Origin of the sequence: Streptomyces sp. NBC_01546, assembly GCF_045208355.1 — a bacterium.
Lineage (GTDB): Bacteria > Actinomycetota > Actinomycetes > Streptomycetales > Streptomycetaceae > Streptomyces.
Genome location: NZ_CP109379.1, coordinates 3,054,937 through 3,068,718 on the forward strand (window position 1 = coordinate 3,054,937; position 13,782 = coordinate 3,068,718).

General features: G+C 71.4%; 13 protein-coding genes and 1 riboswitch. Of the genes, 7 read left to right on the top strand and 6 right to left on the bottom strand.

The genetic code is table 11. The features are described 5' to 3' along the window. Positions 1 to 155 precede the first annotated feature (155 nt). Both OHA89_RS13560 and OHA89_RS13565 read left to right on the top strand, forming a co-directional pair. A complete protein-coding gene (locus OHA89_RS13560) occupies positions 156 to 2,390 on the top strand; it encodes a carbon starvation CstA family protein (protein ID WP_257554254.1) in 2,235 nt (744 codons plus the stop codon). Beyond that, the gene (locus OHA89_RS13565; RefSeq protein ID WP_266615066.1) at positions 2,390 to 2,584 is read left to right on the top strand and encodes a YbdD/YjiX family protein; all 195 of its coding nucleotides are present in this window, start codon (positions 2,390 to 2,392) and stop codon (positions 2,582 to 2,584) included. The genes OHA89_RS13560 and OHA89_RS13565 overlap by 1 nt, the downstream gene beginning before the upstream one ends. A gap of 55 nt (positions 2,585 to 2,639) precedes the next feature. On the opposite strand, the gene OHA89_RS13570 is transcribed toward OHA89_RS13565, so the two are convergent. Then, positions 2,640 to 3,215 carry a Uma2 family endonuclease gene (locus tag OHA89_RS13570; RefSeq protein WP_406368487.1) on the bottom strand — a complete coding sequence of 192 codons (576 nt, stop codon included), beginning with the start codon at positions 3,213 to 3,215 and terminating at the stop codon, positions 2,640 to 2,642. Between the two features lie 87 nt (positions 3,216 to 3,302). Between OHA89_RS13570 and OHA89_RS13575 the strand changes: the two genes are divergently transcribed. From OHA89_RS13575 to OHA89_RS13585, 3 genes are all read left to right on the top strand, one after another. After that, positions 3,303 to 3,797, top strand: coding sequence for a GNAT family N-acetyltransferase (locus tag OHA89_RS13575; RefSeq protein WP_266615068.1), 495 nt, complete (start codon positions 3,303 to 3,305; stop codon positions 3,795 to 3,797). A gap of 41 nt (positions 3,798 to 3,838) precedes the next feature. Beyond that, positions 3,839 to 3,951: riboswitch (cobalamin riboswitch) on the top strand. A 141-nt stretch (positions 3,952 to 4,092) separates the two neighbouring features. Then, positions 4,093 to 6,480, top strand: a complete 2,388-nt coding sequence (locus tag OHA89_RS13580; RefSeq protein WP_406366258.1) for a ribonucleoside-diphosphate reductase subunit alpha — start codon at positions 4,093 to 4,095, stop codon at positions 6,478 to 6,480. Then, complete coding sequence (locus OHA89_RS13585) at positions 6,480 to 7,496, top strand: ribonucleotide-diphosphate reductase subunit beta (RefSeq protein WP_257554260.1); 1,017 nt, start codon at positions 6,480 to 6,482, stop codon at positions 7,494 to 7,496. Before OHA89_RS13580 ends, OHA89_RS13585 begins: the two co-directional genes overlap by 1 nt. A 28-nt stretch (positions 7,497 to 7,524) precedes the next feature. Here the strand turns inward: OHA89_RS13585 and OHA89_RS13590 are convergent, their stop codons facing one another. Beyond that, positions 7,525 to 7,749: a hypothetical protein gene (locus OHA89_RS13590; protein ID WP_215146775.1), complete on the bottom strand. Its 225-nt coding sequence runs from the start codon at positions 7,747 to 7,749 to the stop codon at positions 7,525 to 7,527. 82 nt (positions 7,750 to 7,831) lie between these two features. Between OHA89_RS13590 and OHA89_RS13595 the strand changes: the two genes are divergently transcribed. Both OHA89_RS13595 and OHA89_RS13600 read left to right on the top strand, forming a co-directional pair. Further along, the gene (locus OHA89_RS13595) at positions 7,832 to 8,800 is read left to right on the top strand and encodes a helix-turn-helix domain-containing protein (RefSeq protein ID WP_406366259.1); all 969 of its coding nucleotides are present in this window, start codon (positions 7,832 to 7,834) and stop codon (positions 8,798 to 8,800) included. Positions 8,801 to 9,010: 210 nt separating this feature from the next. Beyond that, complete coding sequence (locus OHA89_RS13600) at positions 9,011 to 9,136, top strand: hypothetical protein (RefSeq protein WP_257554263.1); 126 nt, start codon at positions 9,011 to 9,013, stop codon at positions 9,134 to 9,136. 62 nt (positions 9,137 to 9,198) lie between these two features. On the opposite strand, the gene def is transcribed toward OHA89_RS13600, so the two are convergent. From def to OHA89_RS13620, 4 genes are all read right to left on the bottom strand, one after another. Beyond that, positions 9,199 to 9,843, bottom strand: coding sequence for a peptide deformylase (def, locus tag OHA89_RS13605; protein ID WP_215146773.1), 645 nt, complete (start codon positions 9,841 to 9,843; stop codon positions 9,199 to 9,201). Positions 9,844 to 9,901: 58 nt separating this feature from the next. Further along, positions 9,902 to 10,912 carry a hypothetical protein gene (locus OHA89_RS13610; RefSeq protein ID WP_215146772.1) on the bottom strand — a complete coding sequence of 337 codons (1,011 nt, stop codon included), beginning with the start codon at positions 10,910 to 10,912 and terminating at the stop codon, positions 9,902 to 9,904. A gap of 128 nt (positions 10,913 to 11,040) precedes the next feature. Then, positions 11,041 to 12,315, bottom strand: a complete 1,275-nt coding sequence (locus OHA89_RS13615) for an HD-GYP domain-containing protein (RefSeq protein WP_257554265.1) — start codon at positions 12,313 to 12,315, stop codon at positions 11,041 to 11,043. Then, the gene (locus OHA89_RS13620) at positions 12,312 to 13,769 is read right to left on the bottom strand and encodes an HD-GYP domain-containing protein (RefSeq protein WP_406366261.1); all 1,458 of its coding nucleotides are present in this window, start codon (positions 13,767 to 13,769) and stop codon (positions 12,312 to 12,314) included. The genes OHA89_RS13615 and OHA89_RS13620 overlap by 4 nt, the downstream gene beginning before the upstream one ends. Positions 13,770 to 13,782 lie beyond the last annotated feature (13 nt).

Sequence of the window (13,782 nt, forward strand, 5' to 3'; positions counted from 1 at the left end):
GAGGTCCGTCTGAGATCTGCCCGAGGTCCGCCTGGGGTCCGTCCCTATATACCGGCAAACGGAATACCGGAATACGGACGGGGTCTTACGTTCACCGGGCAATCCCCCGTAGATTCCCTGCGCTTACGCAGATGATCGACGAGGGGACGAGGGTCATGCCTGAACCGGAAGCAACTGGGACACAACAGGCTGCATCACAAAAGGACGTGGCGAGTCCGGGCACCACGCCCGGCTCGCCTTCTCCGAAGTCCATCGCCGCATGGGTGCTCGTCGGACTCGTCGGGGCCATCGGCTGGGGCGTTCTGGCCCTTTCGCGCGGCGAGGAGATCTCCGCCGCCTGGCTGCTCGCCGCCGCGCTCGGCTCTTATGCGATCGGCTACCGCTTCTACGCGCGGTTCATCGCCCACCGCGTGCTGAAGGTGGACAAGACGCGGGCCACCCCCGCCGAACGCCTTGACAACGGTGTCGACTTCCATCCCACCGACCGGCGGGTACTTTTCGGCCACCACTTCGCCGCCGTCGCCGGCGCCGGACCGCTCGTCGGACCGGTGCTCGCCTCTCAGATGGGCTACCTGCCCGGCACGATCTGGATCGTCGTGGGCGTGATCTTCGCGGGCGCCGTCCAGGACATGGTCACGCTGTTCTTCTCCACCCGGCGCAACGGCCGCTCGCTCGGCCAGATGGCCCGGGACGAGATGGGCCCCGTCGGCGGAGCGGCCGCCCTGGTCGCCGTGTTCTCCATCATGATCATCCTCCTGGCAGTGCTCGCGCTCGTCATCGTGAACGCGCTGGCGCACTCCCCCTGGGGTGTCTTCTCCATCGGCATGACCATCCCGATCGCCCTCTTCATGGGCTTCTACCTCCGCGTACTGCGGCCGGGCCGGGTCACCGAGGTCTCCGCCATCGGCGTCGCGCTGCTGCTGCTCGCCATCATCGCGGGCGGCTGGGTCGCCGAGTCCTCCTTCGCGGACACCTTCACCCTGGAGAAGGAGACGCTGGTCATCTGGATGATCGCGTACGGCTTCGTCGCCTCGGTGCTGCCGGTGTGGATGCTGCTCGCGCCCCGCGACTACCTCTCCACCTTCATGAAGGTCGGCACCATCGCACTGCTCGCCGTGGGCGTGGTCATCGCGATGCCGACCCTGAAGATGCCCGCGGTCACGGACTTCGCCGCGCGGGGCGACGGCCCGGTCTTCGCCGGGTCGATGTTCCCGTTCGTCTTCATCACCATCGCGTGCGGCGCCCTGTCCGGCTTCCACTCGCTGGTCGCCTCCGGCACCACCCCGAAGATGATCCAGAAGGAGACCCAGGTCCGGGTCATCGGCTACGGAGCCATGCTGACCGAATCCTTCGTCGCCGTCATGGCGGTGATAGCGGCATGCATCATCGAGCCCGGCCTGTTCTTCGCGGTGAACTCCCCCGGCGGCGTCGTCGGCACCACGGTCCAGTCCGCGTCGGAGGCCGTGACCAACTTCGGCTTCGCCATCTCCCCCGAGGCGCTGGCGCAGGCCGCGAAGGACGTGGAGGAGGCCAGCCTGCTGTCCCGTACGGGCGGCGCGCCGACCTTCGCACTCGGAATGTCGGAGATCTTCTCGTCCGTCATCGGCGGCGCCGGCATGAAGGCCTTCTGGTACCACTTCGCCATCATGTTCGAGGCGCTGTTCATCCTGACGACGGTCGACGCGGGCACCCGCGTCGGACGGTTCATGCTCCAGGACACCCTCGGCAACGTGCACAAGTCCTTCAAGGACGTCAGCTGGAAGCCGGGCGTCTGGCTGGCGAGCGCCGTCGTCGTCGGCGGCTGGGGCTACTTCCTGTGGGTCGGCATCAAGGACCCGCTGGGCGGCATCAACCAGCTCTTCCCGCTGTTCGGCATCGCGAACCAGCTGCTCGCCGCGGTCGCCCTGGCCGTCTGCACCACGCTGCTGATCAAGTCCGGCCGGCTCAAGTGGGCCTGGGTGACGGGCGTTCCGCTGGTGTGGGACGTGGCCGTCACGCTCACCGCGAGCTACCAGAAGATCTTCTCGGAGGACGTGAAGGTCGGCTTCTTCGCGCAGCGCGACAAGTACCAGGGCGGCATCGACGCGGGCAAGGTGCTGCCGCCCGCCAAGAACATGGACGAGATGCACACCGTGGTCACCAACGCCACGGTCGACGGCGTGCTGTCGGCCCTGTTCGCGATCCTGATCATCATCGTGCTGGCGGACGCGGCCCGGACCTGCCTCAAGGCCATCCGGAGCCCGGAGTCGGTGCGGCTCTCCGAGGTCCCGTGGACGGAGTCGAAGATCGTCGCTCCGGCGGGGCTGATCCCGACCGCCGAGGAGAAGGCCGAGCTCGCCGCGGCGGGCCTGGACTCGGGCGGCGGTCACGTCAGGGAGCCGGTGGCCTGATGAGCGTGCGCAGCGCGCTGGCGAGGGCGCGGTTCTTCGTACGGGAGTTCTCGGGCGAGGCGGCCTACGACCGGTACGTCGCCCACGCCCGCTCCCACGACCCGGACGCGAAGGTCCCGACCCGCCGGGAGTTCGAACGCGCCCGCACGGACGCCCGCGAGGCGGACCCCCGCGAGGGCTTCGGCTGCTGCTGAGCCGACAGACGCCGAAGGCCCCGCCGGATGCTTCCGGCGGGGCCTTCGGGCCTGTTCAGCGCACCCAGTCCTTGAGGACCTCGGTCTGGAGCGTGATGCCGATGGGGTCGGGCAGCGCAATGTCCGTGCCGTACGGCACGACATGGACACCCTCGTATCGTCGACCGTTGGGCTGGCTGTAGACGGAGACCTCACACTTGGCCCGGTCGATCAGGAGGTAGACGGGGATGCCGGTCTCCGCGTAGGCCCGAGGCTTTTCGACATGATCCCGCTGGTAGGTGTCCGAATCCCACGAGGTCACCTCGACGGCCATGAGGATCGGAGCGGGGTCGACCCAGTCGCCCTGCCCTGCGAAGGCTTTGGAAGGCGCCAGCACCGCGTCCGGGATGGCTCGCCCGTCCCGGTACGCCTGGGCCTTGATCCCTTGCCCCCCGTGGAGCCAGAGCTCCGGCCGGTGCTGCATGCAGAGCCGCGTCAGCCACTGGATGATCATCTGGTGGTCGCCGTCCGGCATGGCCTTGCTCCTGATAACCCCGTCGATGAATTCGAGCCGCGTCCCCTCCCGCTCCTTGGCCGCTATGCGCGCGATGGCCTCAAAATCCTCAGTTTGCATGTGGGGACGTTCAGTCATCACGGTCAGGCCTCGCTCACCTTCATCGACGGTGCTGTGGCCGACGATAGCGCCGACCACCGACACCCGTCCGGCACACTCGACCGCATGGACATCGCGATCAGGGCGGCACTGCCCGCCGAATACGAACAGCTCGGCGAGATCACCGCGCAGGCCTACCTGGGTGACGGGCTCCTGGGCTCCGGCGAGGCGTTCTACGCGGCCGTACTGCGCGATGTCGCCGGCCGGGCCGCCGACGGGGAGGTGCTCGTGGCCGTCGACGAAGGCGCCGTACTCGGCGGGGTGACCTTCGCCCCGCCCGGGAGCCCGCTGGCCGACATCGCCGGGCCCGGCGAGGCGGAGTTCCGGATGCTGGCCGTCTCCCGAGAGGCGCGCGGACGCGGCGCGGGCGAGGCCCTGGTGCGCGCTTGCGTGGCCCGCGCGCGGGAACTGGCGGGGGTCACGCACCTGGTGCTCTCCACCCAGCGCGGCATGACGGGGGCCCAGCGGATATACGAGCGACTCGGTTTCACCCGTACGCCGGAGCGGGACTGGGCGCCCGTTCCCGGGCTGACATTGCTCACGTACCGTCTGGAGCTGTAGCCACGCCGACACAACATGTGGGGGGTCGCGCATAGGCGGCCCCCCACATGTATGCTCAGGGCTGCTGTCGCCGCAGGGGAATCCGGTGTGAATCCGGAACTGTCCCGCAACGGTATGAAAAGTCCGAGGACCTGCCGACAGCGCGCCCGGGTCGACCGAACCGGGTGCCGACACGTCCGGGCCTCGCGGTTGGGCCGGTGGACGCCATGCGGTGTACGCGTTCCTGCGCGCCCGCATGCGCCCGCTCGCGCCCCGCCCCGCCGATGACCGGGCCGAGCGAGGGAGAGCTCCCGCCGTGACCATCGCGCCTTCCGCACCGCGCGCCGAGTCCGTTTCTGGCGACAACACCGAGGGCCCGGGGGCCACGCTGCTGCGTACCCTCACCGAACTGACGGCGGACCTCCCCGACACCGACCCCGGCCGGGTCGCCGCCGCCGCGCTGCGCGGCCGCAGCTCCGCCGCCGACGACGCCGAACTGCGCGGGCTGGCCACCGAGGCCGCCGCCGGTCTGATCTCCGAGGACCCCGCGTACTCCAGGCTCGCCGCCCGGCTGCTGACGCTCGCCGTCCGGGACGAGGCCGCCGGCCAGGGCGCCACCTCCTTCTCCGCCTCCGTCGAGGTCGGACACCGCGAGGGGCTCATCGCCGACCGCACGGCCGAGTTCGTACGGACCCACGCGAGCCGCCTGGACGCGCTGGTGGAGCACACCCTCGCCGAGGGCGCCGACGACCGGTTCGGCTTCTTCGGCCTGCGCACCCTGCACAGCCGTTACCTGCTGCGCCACCCGATCACCCGCCAGGTCATCGAGACCCCGCAGTTCTTCATGCTGCGCGTCGCCTGCGGTCTGGCCGAGAACGAGAGCGTCCAGGCCGTCGAGGAAGTGGCCTCGCTGTACCGGCTGATGAGCCGCCTCGACTACCTGCCGTCCTCCCCGACGCTCTTCAACTCCGGCACCCGGCACCCGCAGATGTCCTCCTGCTACCTGCTGGACTCCCCGCTGGACGAGCTCGACTCGATCTACGACCGCTACCACCAGGTCGCGCGCCTGTCCAAGCACGCCGGCGGCATCGGTCTCTCGTACTCCCGCATCCGCGCCCGCGGTTCGCTGATCCGCGGCACCAACGGCCACTCCAACGGCATCGTGCCGTTCCTGAAGACCCTCGACGCCTCCGTCGCCGCCGTGAACCAGGGCGGCCGCCGCAAGGGCGCCGCCGCCGTCTACCTGGAGACCTGGCACGCGGACATCGAGGAGTTCCTGGAGCTCCGCGACAACACCGGCGAGGACCAGCGCCGTACGCACAACCTGAACCTGGCGCACTGGGTGCCGGACGAGTTCATGCGCCGGGTGAACGCCGACGCCGACTGGTCGCTGTTCTCCCCGGCCGACGTGCCCGAGCTCGTCGACCTGTGGGGCGACGAGTTCGACGCCGCCTACCGCAAGGCCGAGGCGGCCGGTCTGGCCCGCAAGACCATGCCCGCGCGCGACCTGTACGGCCGGATGATGCGCACCCTCGCGCAGACCGGCCAGGGCTGGATGACCTTCAAGGACGCCTCCAACCGCACGGCGAACCAGACCGCCGAGCCGGGCACCGTCGTCCACTCCTCCAACCTGTGCACCGAGATCATCGAGGTCACCAACGACGGCGAGACGGCCGTCTGCAACCTCGGGTCGGTCAACATGGGCGCCTTCGTGGTGGACGGGGAGATCGACTGGGAGCGCCTGGACGAGACCGTCCGCACGGCCGTGACCTTCCTCGACCGCGTGGTGGACATCAACTTCTACCCGACCGAGCAGGCCGGCCGCTCCAACTCCCGCTGGCGCCCGGTGGGCCTGGGCGCGATGGGCCTCCAGGACGTCTTCTTCAAGCTGCGGCTGCCCTTCGACTCCCCCGAGGCGAAGGCCCTGTCCACCAAGCTCTCCGAGCGCATCATGCTGGCCGCGTACGAGGCCTCCTGCGACCTCGCCGAGCGCAGCGGCCCGCTGCCGGCCTGGGAGCAGACCCGCACCGCCCGCGGTGTCCTGCACCCGGACCACTACGACGTGGAGCTGAACTGGCCGGAGCGCTGGGACGCGCTGCGCGCCCGGATCGCGAAGACCGGCATGCGCAACTCGCTGCTGCTGGCCATCGCTCCGACGGCGACGATCGCCTCGATCGCGGGCGTGTACGAGTGCATCGAGCCGCAGGTCTCCAACCTCTTCAAGCGCGAGACGCTGAGCGGTGAGTTCCTCCAGGTCAACGCGTACCTGGTGGACGAGCTGAAGCAGCTCGGCGTGTGGGACGCGCAGACCCGCGAGGCGCTGCGCGACGCGAGCGGTTCGGTGCAGGGCTTCGGCTGGATCCCGGCCGAGGTGCGCGAGCTGTACCGCACGGCGTGGGAGATCCCGCAGCGCGGCCTGATCGACATGGCGGCGGCCCGTACCCCGTTCCTCGACCAGGCCCAGTCGCTGAACCTGTTCCTGGAGACGCCCACCATCGGCAAGCTCAGCTCGATGTACGCGTACGCCTGGAAGCAGGGCCTGAAGACCACGTACTACCTGCGCTCGCGCCCGGCGACGAAGATCGCCCGCGCCGCGTCCGGCTCCGCCGTCCCGGCCGCCGCCAACCCGCTCCCGCAGGCCGTCGACGCCGACGCTCTGGCCTGCTCCCTTGAGAACCCCGAGTCCTGCGAGGCCTGCCAGTAATGAGCTCCACCGACAACAAGAACCTCCTGGACCCGGGCTTCGAGCTCACGCTCCGCCCCATGCGCTACCCGGACTTCTACGAGCGCTACCGGGACGCGATCAAGAACACGTGGACGGTGGAGGAGGTCGACCTCCACTCGGACGTGGCGGACCTCGCGAAGCTGACGCCGGCCGAGCAGCACATGATCGGCCGTCTGGTCGCGTTCTTCGCGACGGGCGACTCGATCGTCTCGAACAACCTGGTGCTGACGCTCTACAAGCACATCAACTCCCCGGAGGCGCGCCTGTACCTGTCGCGCCAGCTGTTCGAGGAGGCCGTGCACGTCCAGTTCTATCTGACGCTGCTCGACACCTACCTGCCCGACCCGGACGACCGCTCGGCCGCCTTCGACGCCGTCGAGGAGATCCCGTCGATCCGCGAGAAGGCGCAGTTCTGCTTCAAGTGGATCAACGAGGTCGAGAAGCTGGACCGGCTGGAGACGCAGGCCGACCGCCGCCGCTTCCTGCTGAACCTGATCTGCTTCGCCGCGTGCATCGAGGGCCTGTTCTTCTACGGCGCCTTCGCGTACGTGTACTGGTTCCGCTCCCGCGGTCTGCTGCACGGCCTGGCCACCGGCACCAACTGGGTGTTCCGCGACGAGACCATGCACATGAACTTCGCCTTCGAGGTCGTGGACACGGTCCGCAAGGAGGAGCCGGAGCTCTTCGACGACGCACTCCAGCAGCAGGTCACCGACATGCTGAAGGAAGCCGTGGAGGCGGAGCTGCAGTTCGGCCGCGACCTGTGCGGCGAGGGCCTGCCTGGCATGAACACCGAGTCGATGCGCGAGTACCTGGAGTGCGTCGCGGACCAGCGCCTGGTCCGCCTCGGCTTCGCGCCGGTGTACGGCTCGCAGAACCCGTTCTCCTTCATGGAGCTGCAGGGCGTCCAGGAGCTGACCAACTTCTTCGAGCGCCGTCCGTCGGCGTACCAGGTCGCGGTCGAGGGCACGGTCGACCTGGACGAGGACTTCTAGCCCGTCCTCGCGTTCCGGGGGCGGGGGCTCAATGGGCCATGCGTCCCCGGCGCCAGGTGCCGAACCGGATGCCGCGCCGGCGCGGGGTGGGCGGGAGACCGCCCGCCCGCTGGCGCGGCAGCCACACCCGCCGGGTCGCGGCGGCCCGCAGCTGCCGGTCGATCCGCCGGTCGCCGCGCGCCCCGTACAGGCTGGGCCCGAGCAGGACGGCGGCGAGGACCAGGACGGCGAGGTAATTCACGAAGGTGGTCATACCTCCACTGTCCGCCTGATCGCCCATGATCGAACAGTGGCAGTACTGTCACTCAAGAGCGAATTACTGCCACACTGAGGCCATGCTGACCAACGTGGCCGTGGCCCTCGTCGACGGAGTCGCCCCCTTCGAGTTCGGGATCTTCTGCGAGGTCTTCGGGATCGACCGCAGCTCACAGGGGCTGCCGGTGTACGACTTCGCCGTGTGCGCGGCCGAGGAAGGCCCGCTGACCATGGCCGACGTCGGCTTCGCCATCGCCCCCGCGCACGGCCTGGAGCGGCTGGAGGAGGCGGACCTGATCTGCCTGCCCGCCGACCGGCAGGCGCCCGTACGGGAGTACCCCGAACCGTTCCTCGACGCCCTGCGCCGGGCCGTGGACCGGGGCGCGCGGGTGCTGAGCGTGTGCAGCGGTGCCTTCGTCCTGGGCGCGGCCGGCCTGCTCGACGGCCGCCGTTGCACGACGCACTGGATGCACGCCCCGACCCTGGCGCGCCGGTTCCCGCGGGCCGCCGTCGACCCCGACGTGCTCTACGTGGACGAAGGCCGGGTGATCACCTCCGCGGGCACCGCTTCGGGCATCGACGCCTGCCTGCACGTCGTCCGGCAGGAGCACGGGGCCGAGGTGGCCAACACCATCGCGCGGCGGATGGTCGTCCCGCCGCACCGGGACGGCGGGCAGGCCCAGTACATCCAGCGGCCGCTCCCGCGCACCGCCTGCGACACGGTGGGTGAGGTGATCGGGTGGATGGCCCGGCACCTGGAGGACGAGATCACCGTCGAGCAGCTCGCGGAGCGCGCGCACATGTCCCTGCGCACCTTCGCCCGCCGCTTCCTCCAGGAGACCGGCACCACCCCGTACCAGTGGGTGCTGCGCCAGCGGGTCCTGCTGGCCCAGGAGTTGCTGGAGTCCACCGACGAAACGGTCGACGCGATCGCGGGCCGCTGCGGCTTCGGGAACGCGGCCGCCCTGCGCCACCACTTCCTGCGGACGCTCGGCACCACCCCGAACACCTTCAGGCGGGCGTTCCGGGGCCCGCGGGCCGTGGCCTGACCGCCCGGCCCGCTGACGCACCGGCCCGCCGGTGCACCGGCCGCGAAGCGCGCCCTGGCCGGAAAACGCTCCCTGGCCGAGAACCAGGGAACCTTTGGCCCAAACCAGGCCCGTGTGTAGTCAAGCGGTGTCGTACGGTGATGACGCCCGGCCTGTCGCCCCGCACAGCGGCCGGCCGCGCACCGCTCACCACAGCCCAGGAGGGCCCGTATGTCCCGTACCGCCCGCATCCTCACCGCTGCCCCCTTCGCCGCTCCGCTCGTCGACGGCGCCTCCGCGGACAGTGGCTGGGGCGCCGCACCGGCCGACAGCGGCTGGGGCAGGCCCAAGCAGTAGTCCGACGCGTCAGGGCCCCGCTCCCTCACGGGAGGCGGGGCCCTGACGCGTGGTGCGAAAGATCAGTCGTTGGGGACCGTCTCGTAGCGCGGGGTGCCCTCCGCCATCTGCCGCAGGGCGTCCTTGCGGTCGCGCTTGGAGAGCCGGTCGATGTACAGGTACCCGTACAGGTGGTCGGTCTCGTGCTGGAGGCAGCGCGCGAAGTAGCCGGTGCCGCGCACCTTGATCGGGTTGCCCTGCGCGTCCTGGCCCTCGACCTCGGCGTAGTCCGGGCGGGCCAGCGAGGCGTACGCCGTCGGGACCGACAGGCAGCCCTCGTTGGAGTCGTCCAGCACCCGCGCGCCGGCCGGCAGCTCGACGAGCTTCGGGTTGACGACGACACCGGTGTGCCGATTGCCGTCGTCGTCCGGGCAGTCGTAGACGAAGACCTTGGCGTCCACGCCGATCTGGTTCGCGGCCAGGCCCACGCCCTCGGCGGCCCGCTGGCTGGCGAACATGTCGTCGATCAGCTGCGCCAGCTCGTCGCCGAACTCGGTGACGTCCTTGCACTCCCGGTGCAGGACCGGGTTGCCGACCACCGTGATGGGGCGGGCGGTGCCACGCTCGCGGTGGGCGAGCTCGCGCTCCGCACAGTCCTCGGTGTCCACGACGTACCCGTCGTTCACCTCGCCCGCGACCTCGACAACCTCGTTCTCCTGCTGCGCCATGTCCGCCGTACGCCTTCCGTAAGTCACCGATGTGCCCGTACAGCCTACGGCCCCCGGCTCAGCAGACTTCCTCGAGATCCCGCCACTCCCGGGTGTCCGGACTGTCGGCGACCCAGCCGTCCAGCAGTCCGCGCACCAGACCGGCCGGAGCCGCGATGCCGCACTCCCGCTCGGGCACCCACAGCAGACCGGAACCGGTCGTACGGTGACCCAGCGGCCCGGGATGCCCCGGCTCGCTGTGGTCGTGCGGATCCAGGTGCTCCCCGTCACCCTCGTCGCTCGGCATCTCGCTCTCCGAGCAGGTCCGGCACAGCAGCCGCACCGACGAGGACCAGTCCTCGGCGGCGAAGCCGGCGTCCGAGGCCAGCTGCTCCAGCGCGTTGCGGTCCGCCTCGCCGGCCGCCTCCAGCAGCACCACCCAGGTCGGCACCGGCGACGGCGCCCACAGCTCGATCTCGTCGAACACGGGGTACGAGGGTCCGGCCGCGGTGACCCGCTCGCCGTGCGGGACCCCGTCGTGGAGCACCACCTCGCCCCAGCGGCGCCCCGAGGAGGGCAGCGGGATCGACAGGACCTCCATCCGGGCCGGGTCCAGCCGGCGTCCCCAGACCACCTCGGCCTCGCCCTCGGGCGACAGGCGTACGGCGGCGCTGCCGAGCTCCATGCCCACCGGCTCACCACTGTGCTTCCCGTTGCCGGAACCGGCTCCGTGCGGGTCTCCGGGCACCTTCAGCCCGTACGCCTGCCAGGCCCGCCGGGCCAGCGGCCAGTCCTGGAGCGCGGTCGCGGCGATCCCGACGTTCCACCAGTCCGGGGCGCCCGTCTCACGGTCCAGCAGGGCCACGGCGCGCAGTCCGGCGGACCGCGCCTGCTCCCAGTCGTGCCGGAACTTGTGCAGCAGGGCCAGATTGAACCAGGACTCGGACAGCCAGGGCTCCAGGTCCGCGGCTCTGGTCAGGAGCGCGCCCGCGTCCTCGTACCGCCCGTCCCCGATCAGCGTGAACGCGCGGTCGGTGGCCTGCCGCCACGAGGCGGAGGGCCGATGCCGTACCTTCCCGAAGATCCTCACGATTCCCGCCTGCCTGGGGGCACCTCCCGGCGGAAGCCGGGGGACTGCGGTGCCTTGCGGACACTCTCACTCTCACTCTTACTGGCATCCAACCATGCCCACTCGGACGGCCGCTCATTACCCATGGGTTACCCAGGTGGGACGGGAACAACTCTGTCACGTCCGCCCCTGGCCAGAACCCTCGCCAAGCACTCCACGACCTCCGGCTGGAAGTCGTGCCCGGTGCCCAGGCGGAGCCGCTCCAGGGCGGCCAGTGAGCCGCTCGGGTGACGGTCACCGCCGACCAGGTCGTCGTACGCGTTCACCGCGCGCACGATGCGTGCGGCGACGGGCTGCTCCCGGTACGGGTCCGCCTGCCGCTCCACGACCACGGCCACCTCGGCGGGCACCCCGGTCTGGCGGGCCACCTCCCCGCCGAGCTCGGCGATCCGGCGGGCCTCGGCGGCGGGCAGGACCGCGGTGGCCCCGTCCGGAACCGGGTCGACGAGGGAGAGCTGCCCGATGTCGTGCATCAGTGCCGCGTACTCCAGGACCGTGAGCTCCCGCTCCGAGAGCCCCAGCTCCCGGCCCACCGCGCAGCTCAGGGCGGCCACCCGGCGGGAGTGGCCGGGCGGGGTGTAGCCGGCGATCTCCGTGGCCCGGGCCAGGGAGGTGATGGTCTGGCGGTAGGTGGTGCGGATCGCGGTGATCCGGTGGAAGGACATCTGGGTCAGCAGCAGGGGCACGCTGAAGACGGGCAGGGCCCACAGCCCGGCCCCCGCGACGCCGAGGGCCATCACGACGCCGGTGGCGCAGATCGCCGAGCCGATGCCGAGCTGGGCGCGCAGCTCGTCGCGCAGCAGGGGCCCGTACGGCCAGCCGGTGCGGGCCCCGGCGAGGACGGCGGCGAGGACGGCTTCGCACAGCGCGGTGAGGCCGAGGAGGCAGAGCAGGAAGAGGACCAGGTACGGGCCCTGGCCGACCCACTCCTCGAGCCGGCCGGAGTTGTAGAGCGGCTGGAAACAGACGGCGGCGAAGGTGACGGTGAGCACGCGGCGGGCGACGTGGTCCACGGCGGGGCCGTGGCCCCGGGCGGTGTGCGGGACGATCCCGGCGAGGACGGCCGCGACGACGACGGCGACGATCTGCAGGACCCCGTGGTGGGTGGGCTGCCCGGCGATCGGGCCGAGGAGGGCGTAGGCGAGGGCTCCGGCGAAGCCGAGCGGCGCGGGCCGGCGGTCGGTGCCCTCGACCCGGTGGCCCGTGCGGTGGTCACGGCGGGCGAGCTCGCCGATGGTGATCAGGATGCCGAAGGCCAGGGCGGTGCCGGGTTCGACGAGGCCGTTCCACAGGGTGTGGCCGAGGCCGGCGGCGGTCAGCAGCCCGGCGGCCCCGCGCACCGTCCAGACGGCGGCCGCCCTCATGTTCCGGCCCCCGGCGGGGCCGGGGACGCGGGGACACCGGCCTGGTGGGAACCCCGCGCCGGCAGCGCGGCCAGCGGCGGCGTCCCCGGGCCGCCGGGAGGAGGCGTGCGCGTGCTGATCACCTGGAGGTCGGCGTCGGAGGTGACCACCGGGTGCCAGCCGTGCCGTCCGATGGCCCCGGTCAGGGCGCCCACCATCGCCGGGTCGAACTGCGCCCCCGCGCACCTCTCCAGCTCCGCCAGGGCGACCGGCACCGGCCGGGCCCGGCTGTAGGACCGGGTCGAGGTCATCGCGTCGAAGGCGTCGGCCACCGCCACCACCCGGGCCAGCTCGGGGATCTGGTCGCCGGTCAGCCCGTACGGGTAGCCGGAGCCGTCGACCCGCTCGTGGTGGTGCAGGATCGCCGACCGGGCCTCCCCGAGGAAGCCGATGCCGCGGACCATCTCGTGCCCGTACTCGGGGTGCAGCTCGATGATCCGGCGCTCCTGCGGCGTGAGCGGCCCGTCCTTGCGCAGCAGCCGGGTCGGGACGCCGAGCTTGCCGACGTCGTGCAGGATCCCGGCGATGCGGACGACTTCGAGGCGGTCCTCGGCCATGCCGAGCTCGCGGGCGATCATCGCGGAGGCCTGGCCGACGCGTTCGCTGTGGCCCCGCGTGTAGCGGTCCTTGATGTCCACGGCCTGGACGAGGCCGCGGATGGTGGCCTGGTGGGCGGCGCGTTCGCGGTGGTACTGGGCGAAGACCCAGCAGGAGATGTACATCGGCAGCAGGACGAGCAGTGCGGCCGGGAGCCCGTACGGGCTGCGCCACATGACGGCCATCATGAGTCCGGCGAGGCCGTGCACGCAGTGCGGGGCGAGGGACCGGGTGAACAGTCCGCGCCAGGCGGTGGCGGCGGGCCGGCGTTCCGCGGCGGCCAGGACGCCCCCGTCGAGGGCGGTGAGCACCAGGCAGAAGGCGGCGGCCGCGGCCGCCGCGGGGAGCATCGCGTACGGGAAGTCGGCCACCCAGAGGGGCGGGTCCACCGCCCCCGGCGGCCCGGACTCCGCGGAGGAGCCCAGTGCGGCCGGGCCGCGCAGCAGCCGGAACGTTTGCCCGGCGGTCCAGGCGGCTATCGACTGCTGCGCGCCGTGCCACACCCGGCGCACCCAGGCCGGCCGCTGGACCACGGTCCCCGCGAGCCCGCCGGGCAGCGCCACGAGCGCGGCGGCGGCGGGCGGCAGCAGGAAGACGGCGGCCAGCACCACGGGGAAGAAGGAGCCGATGCCCTCGGGCACCCGGCTGCCCGGCAGCGGGAAGATCTTCACGAGTTCGCAGCCGAGGTGGAGCACGGCGAGCAGGGCGACGGTGGCCCAGGGCGTACCGGAATCGGCGAGGGCGGGCGCGGCGCATGCGAGGGACGCGAGGACGGCGCACAGGATGTAGCCGCGCGCCGCCGGCGGAAGTACCCGCATGGCGCTCTCCTCC

Excerpts from the sequence above, each read along its gene's own strand:
- OHA89_RS13560 (WP_257554254.1), top strand. The coding sequence starts at position 156 with ATGCCTGAACCGGAAGCAACTGGGACACAACAGGCTGCATCACAAAAG.
- OHA89_RS13565 (WP_266615066.1), top strand. The coding sequence starts at position 2,390 with ATGAGCGTGCGCAGCGCGCTGGCGAGGGCGCGGTTCTTCGTACGGGAG.
- OHA89_RS13570 (WP_406368487.1), bottom strand. The coding sequence starts at position 3,215 with ATGACTGAACGTCCCCACATGCAAACTGAGGATTTTGAGGCCATCGCG.
- OHA89_RS13575 (WP_266615068.1), top strand. The coding sequence starts at position 3,303 with ATGGACATCGCGATCAGGGCGGCACTGCCCGCCGAATACGAACAGCTC.
- OHA89_RS13585 (WP_257554260.1), top strand. The coding sequence starts at position 6,480 with ATGAGCTCCACCGACAACAAGAACCTCCTGGACCCGGGCTTCGAGCTC.
- OHA89_RS13590 (WP_215146775.1), bottom strand. The coding sequence starts at position 7,749 with ATGACCACCTTCGTGAATTACCTCGCCGTCCTGGTCCTCGCCGCCGTC.
- OHA89_RS13595 (WP_406366259.1), top strand. The coding sequence starts at position 7,832 with ATGCTGACCAACGTGGCCGTGGCCCTCGTCGACGGAGTCGCCCCCTTC.
- OHA89_RS13600 (WP_257554263.1), top strand. The coding sequence starts at position 9,011 with ATGTCCCGTACCGCCCGCATCCTCACCGCTGCCCCCTTCGCCGCTCCG.
- def (WP_215146773.1), bottom strand. The coding sequence starts at position 9,843 with ATGGCGCAGCAGGAGAACGAGGTTGTCGAGGTCGCGGGCGAGGTGAAC.
- OHA89_RS13615 (WP_257554265.1), bottom strand. The coding sequence starts at position 12,315 with ATGAGGGCGGCCGCCGTCTGGACGGTGCGCGGGGCCGCCGGGCTGCTG.
- OHA89_RS13620 (WP_406366261.1), bottom strand. The coding sequence starts at position 13,769 with ATGCGGGTACTTCCGCCGGCGGCGCGCGGCTACATCCTGTGCGCCGTC.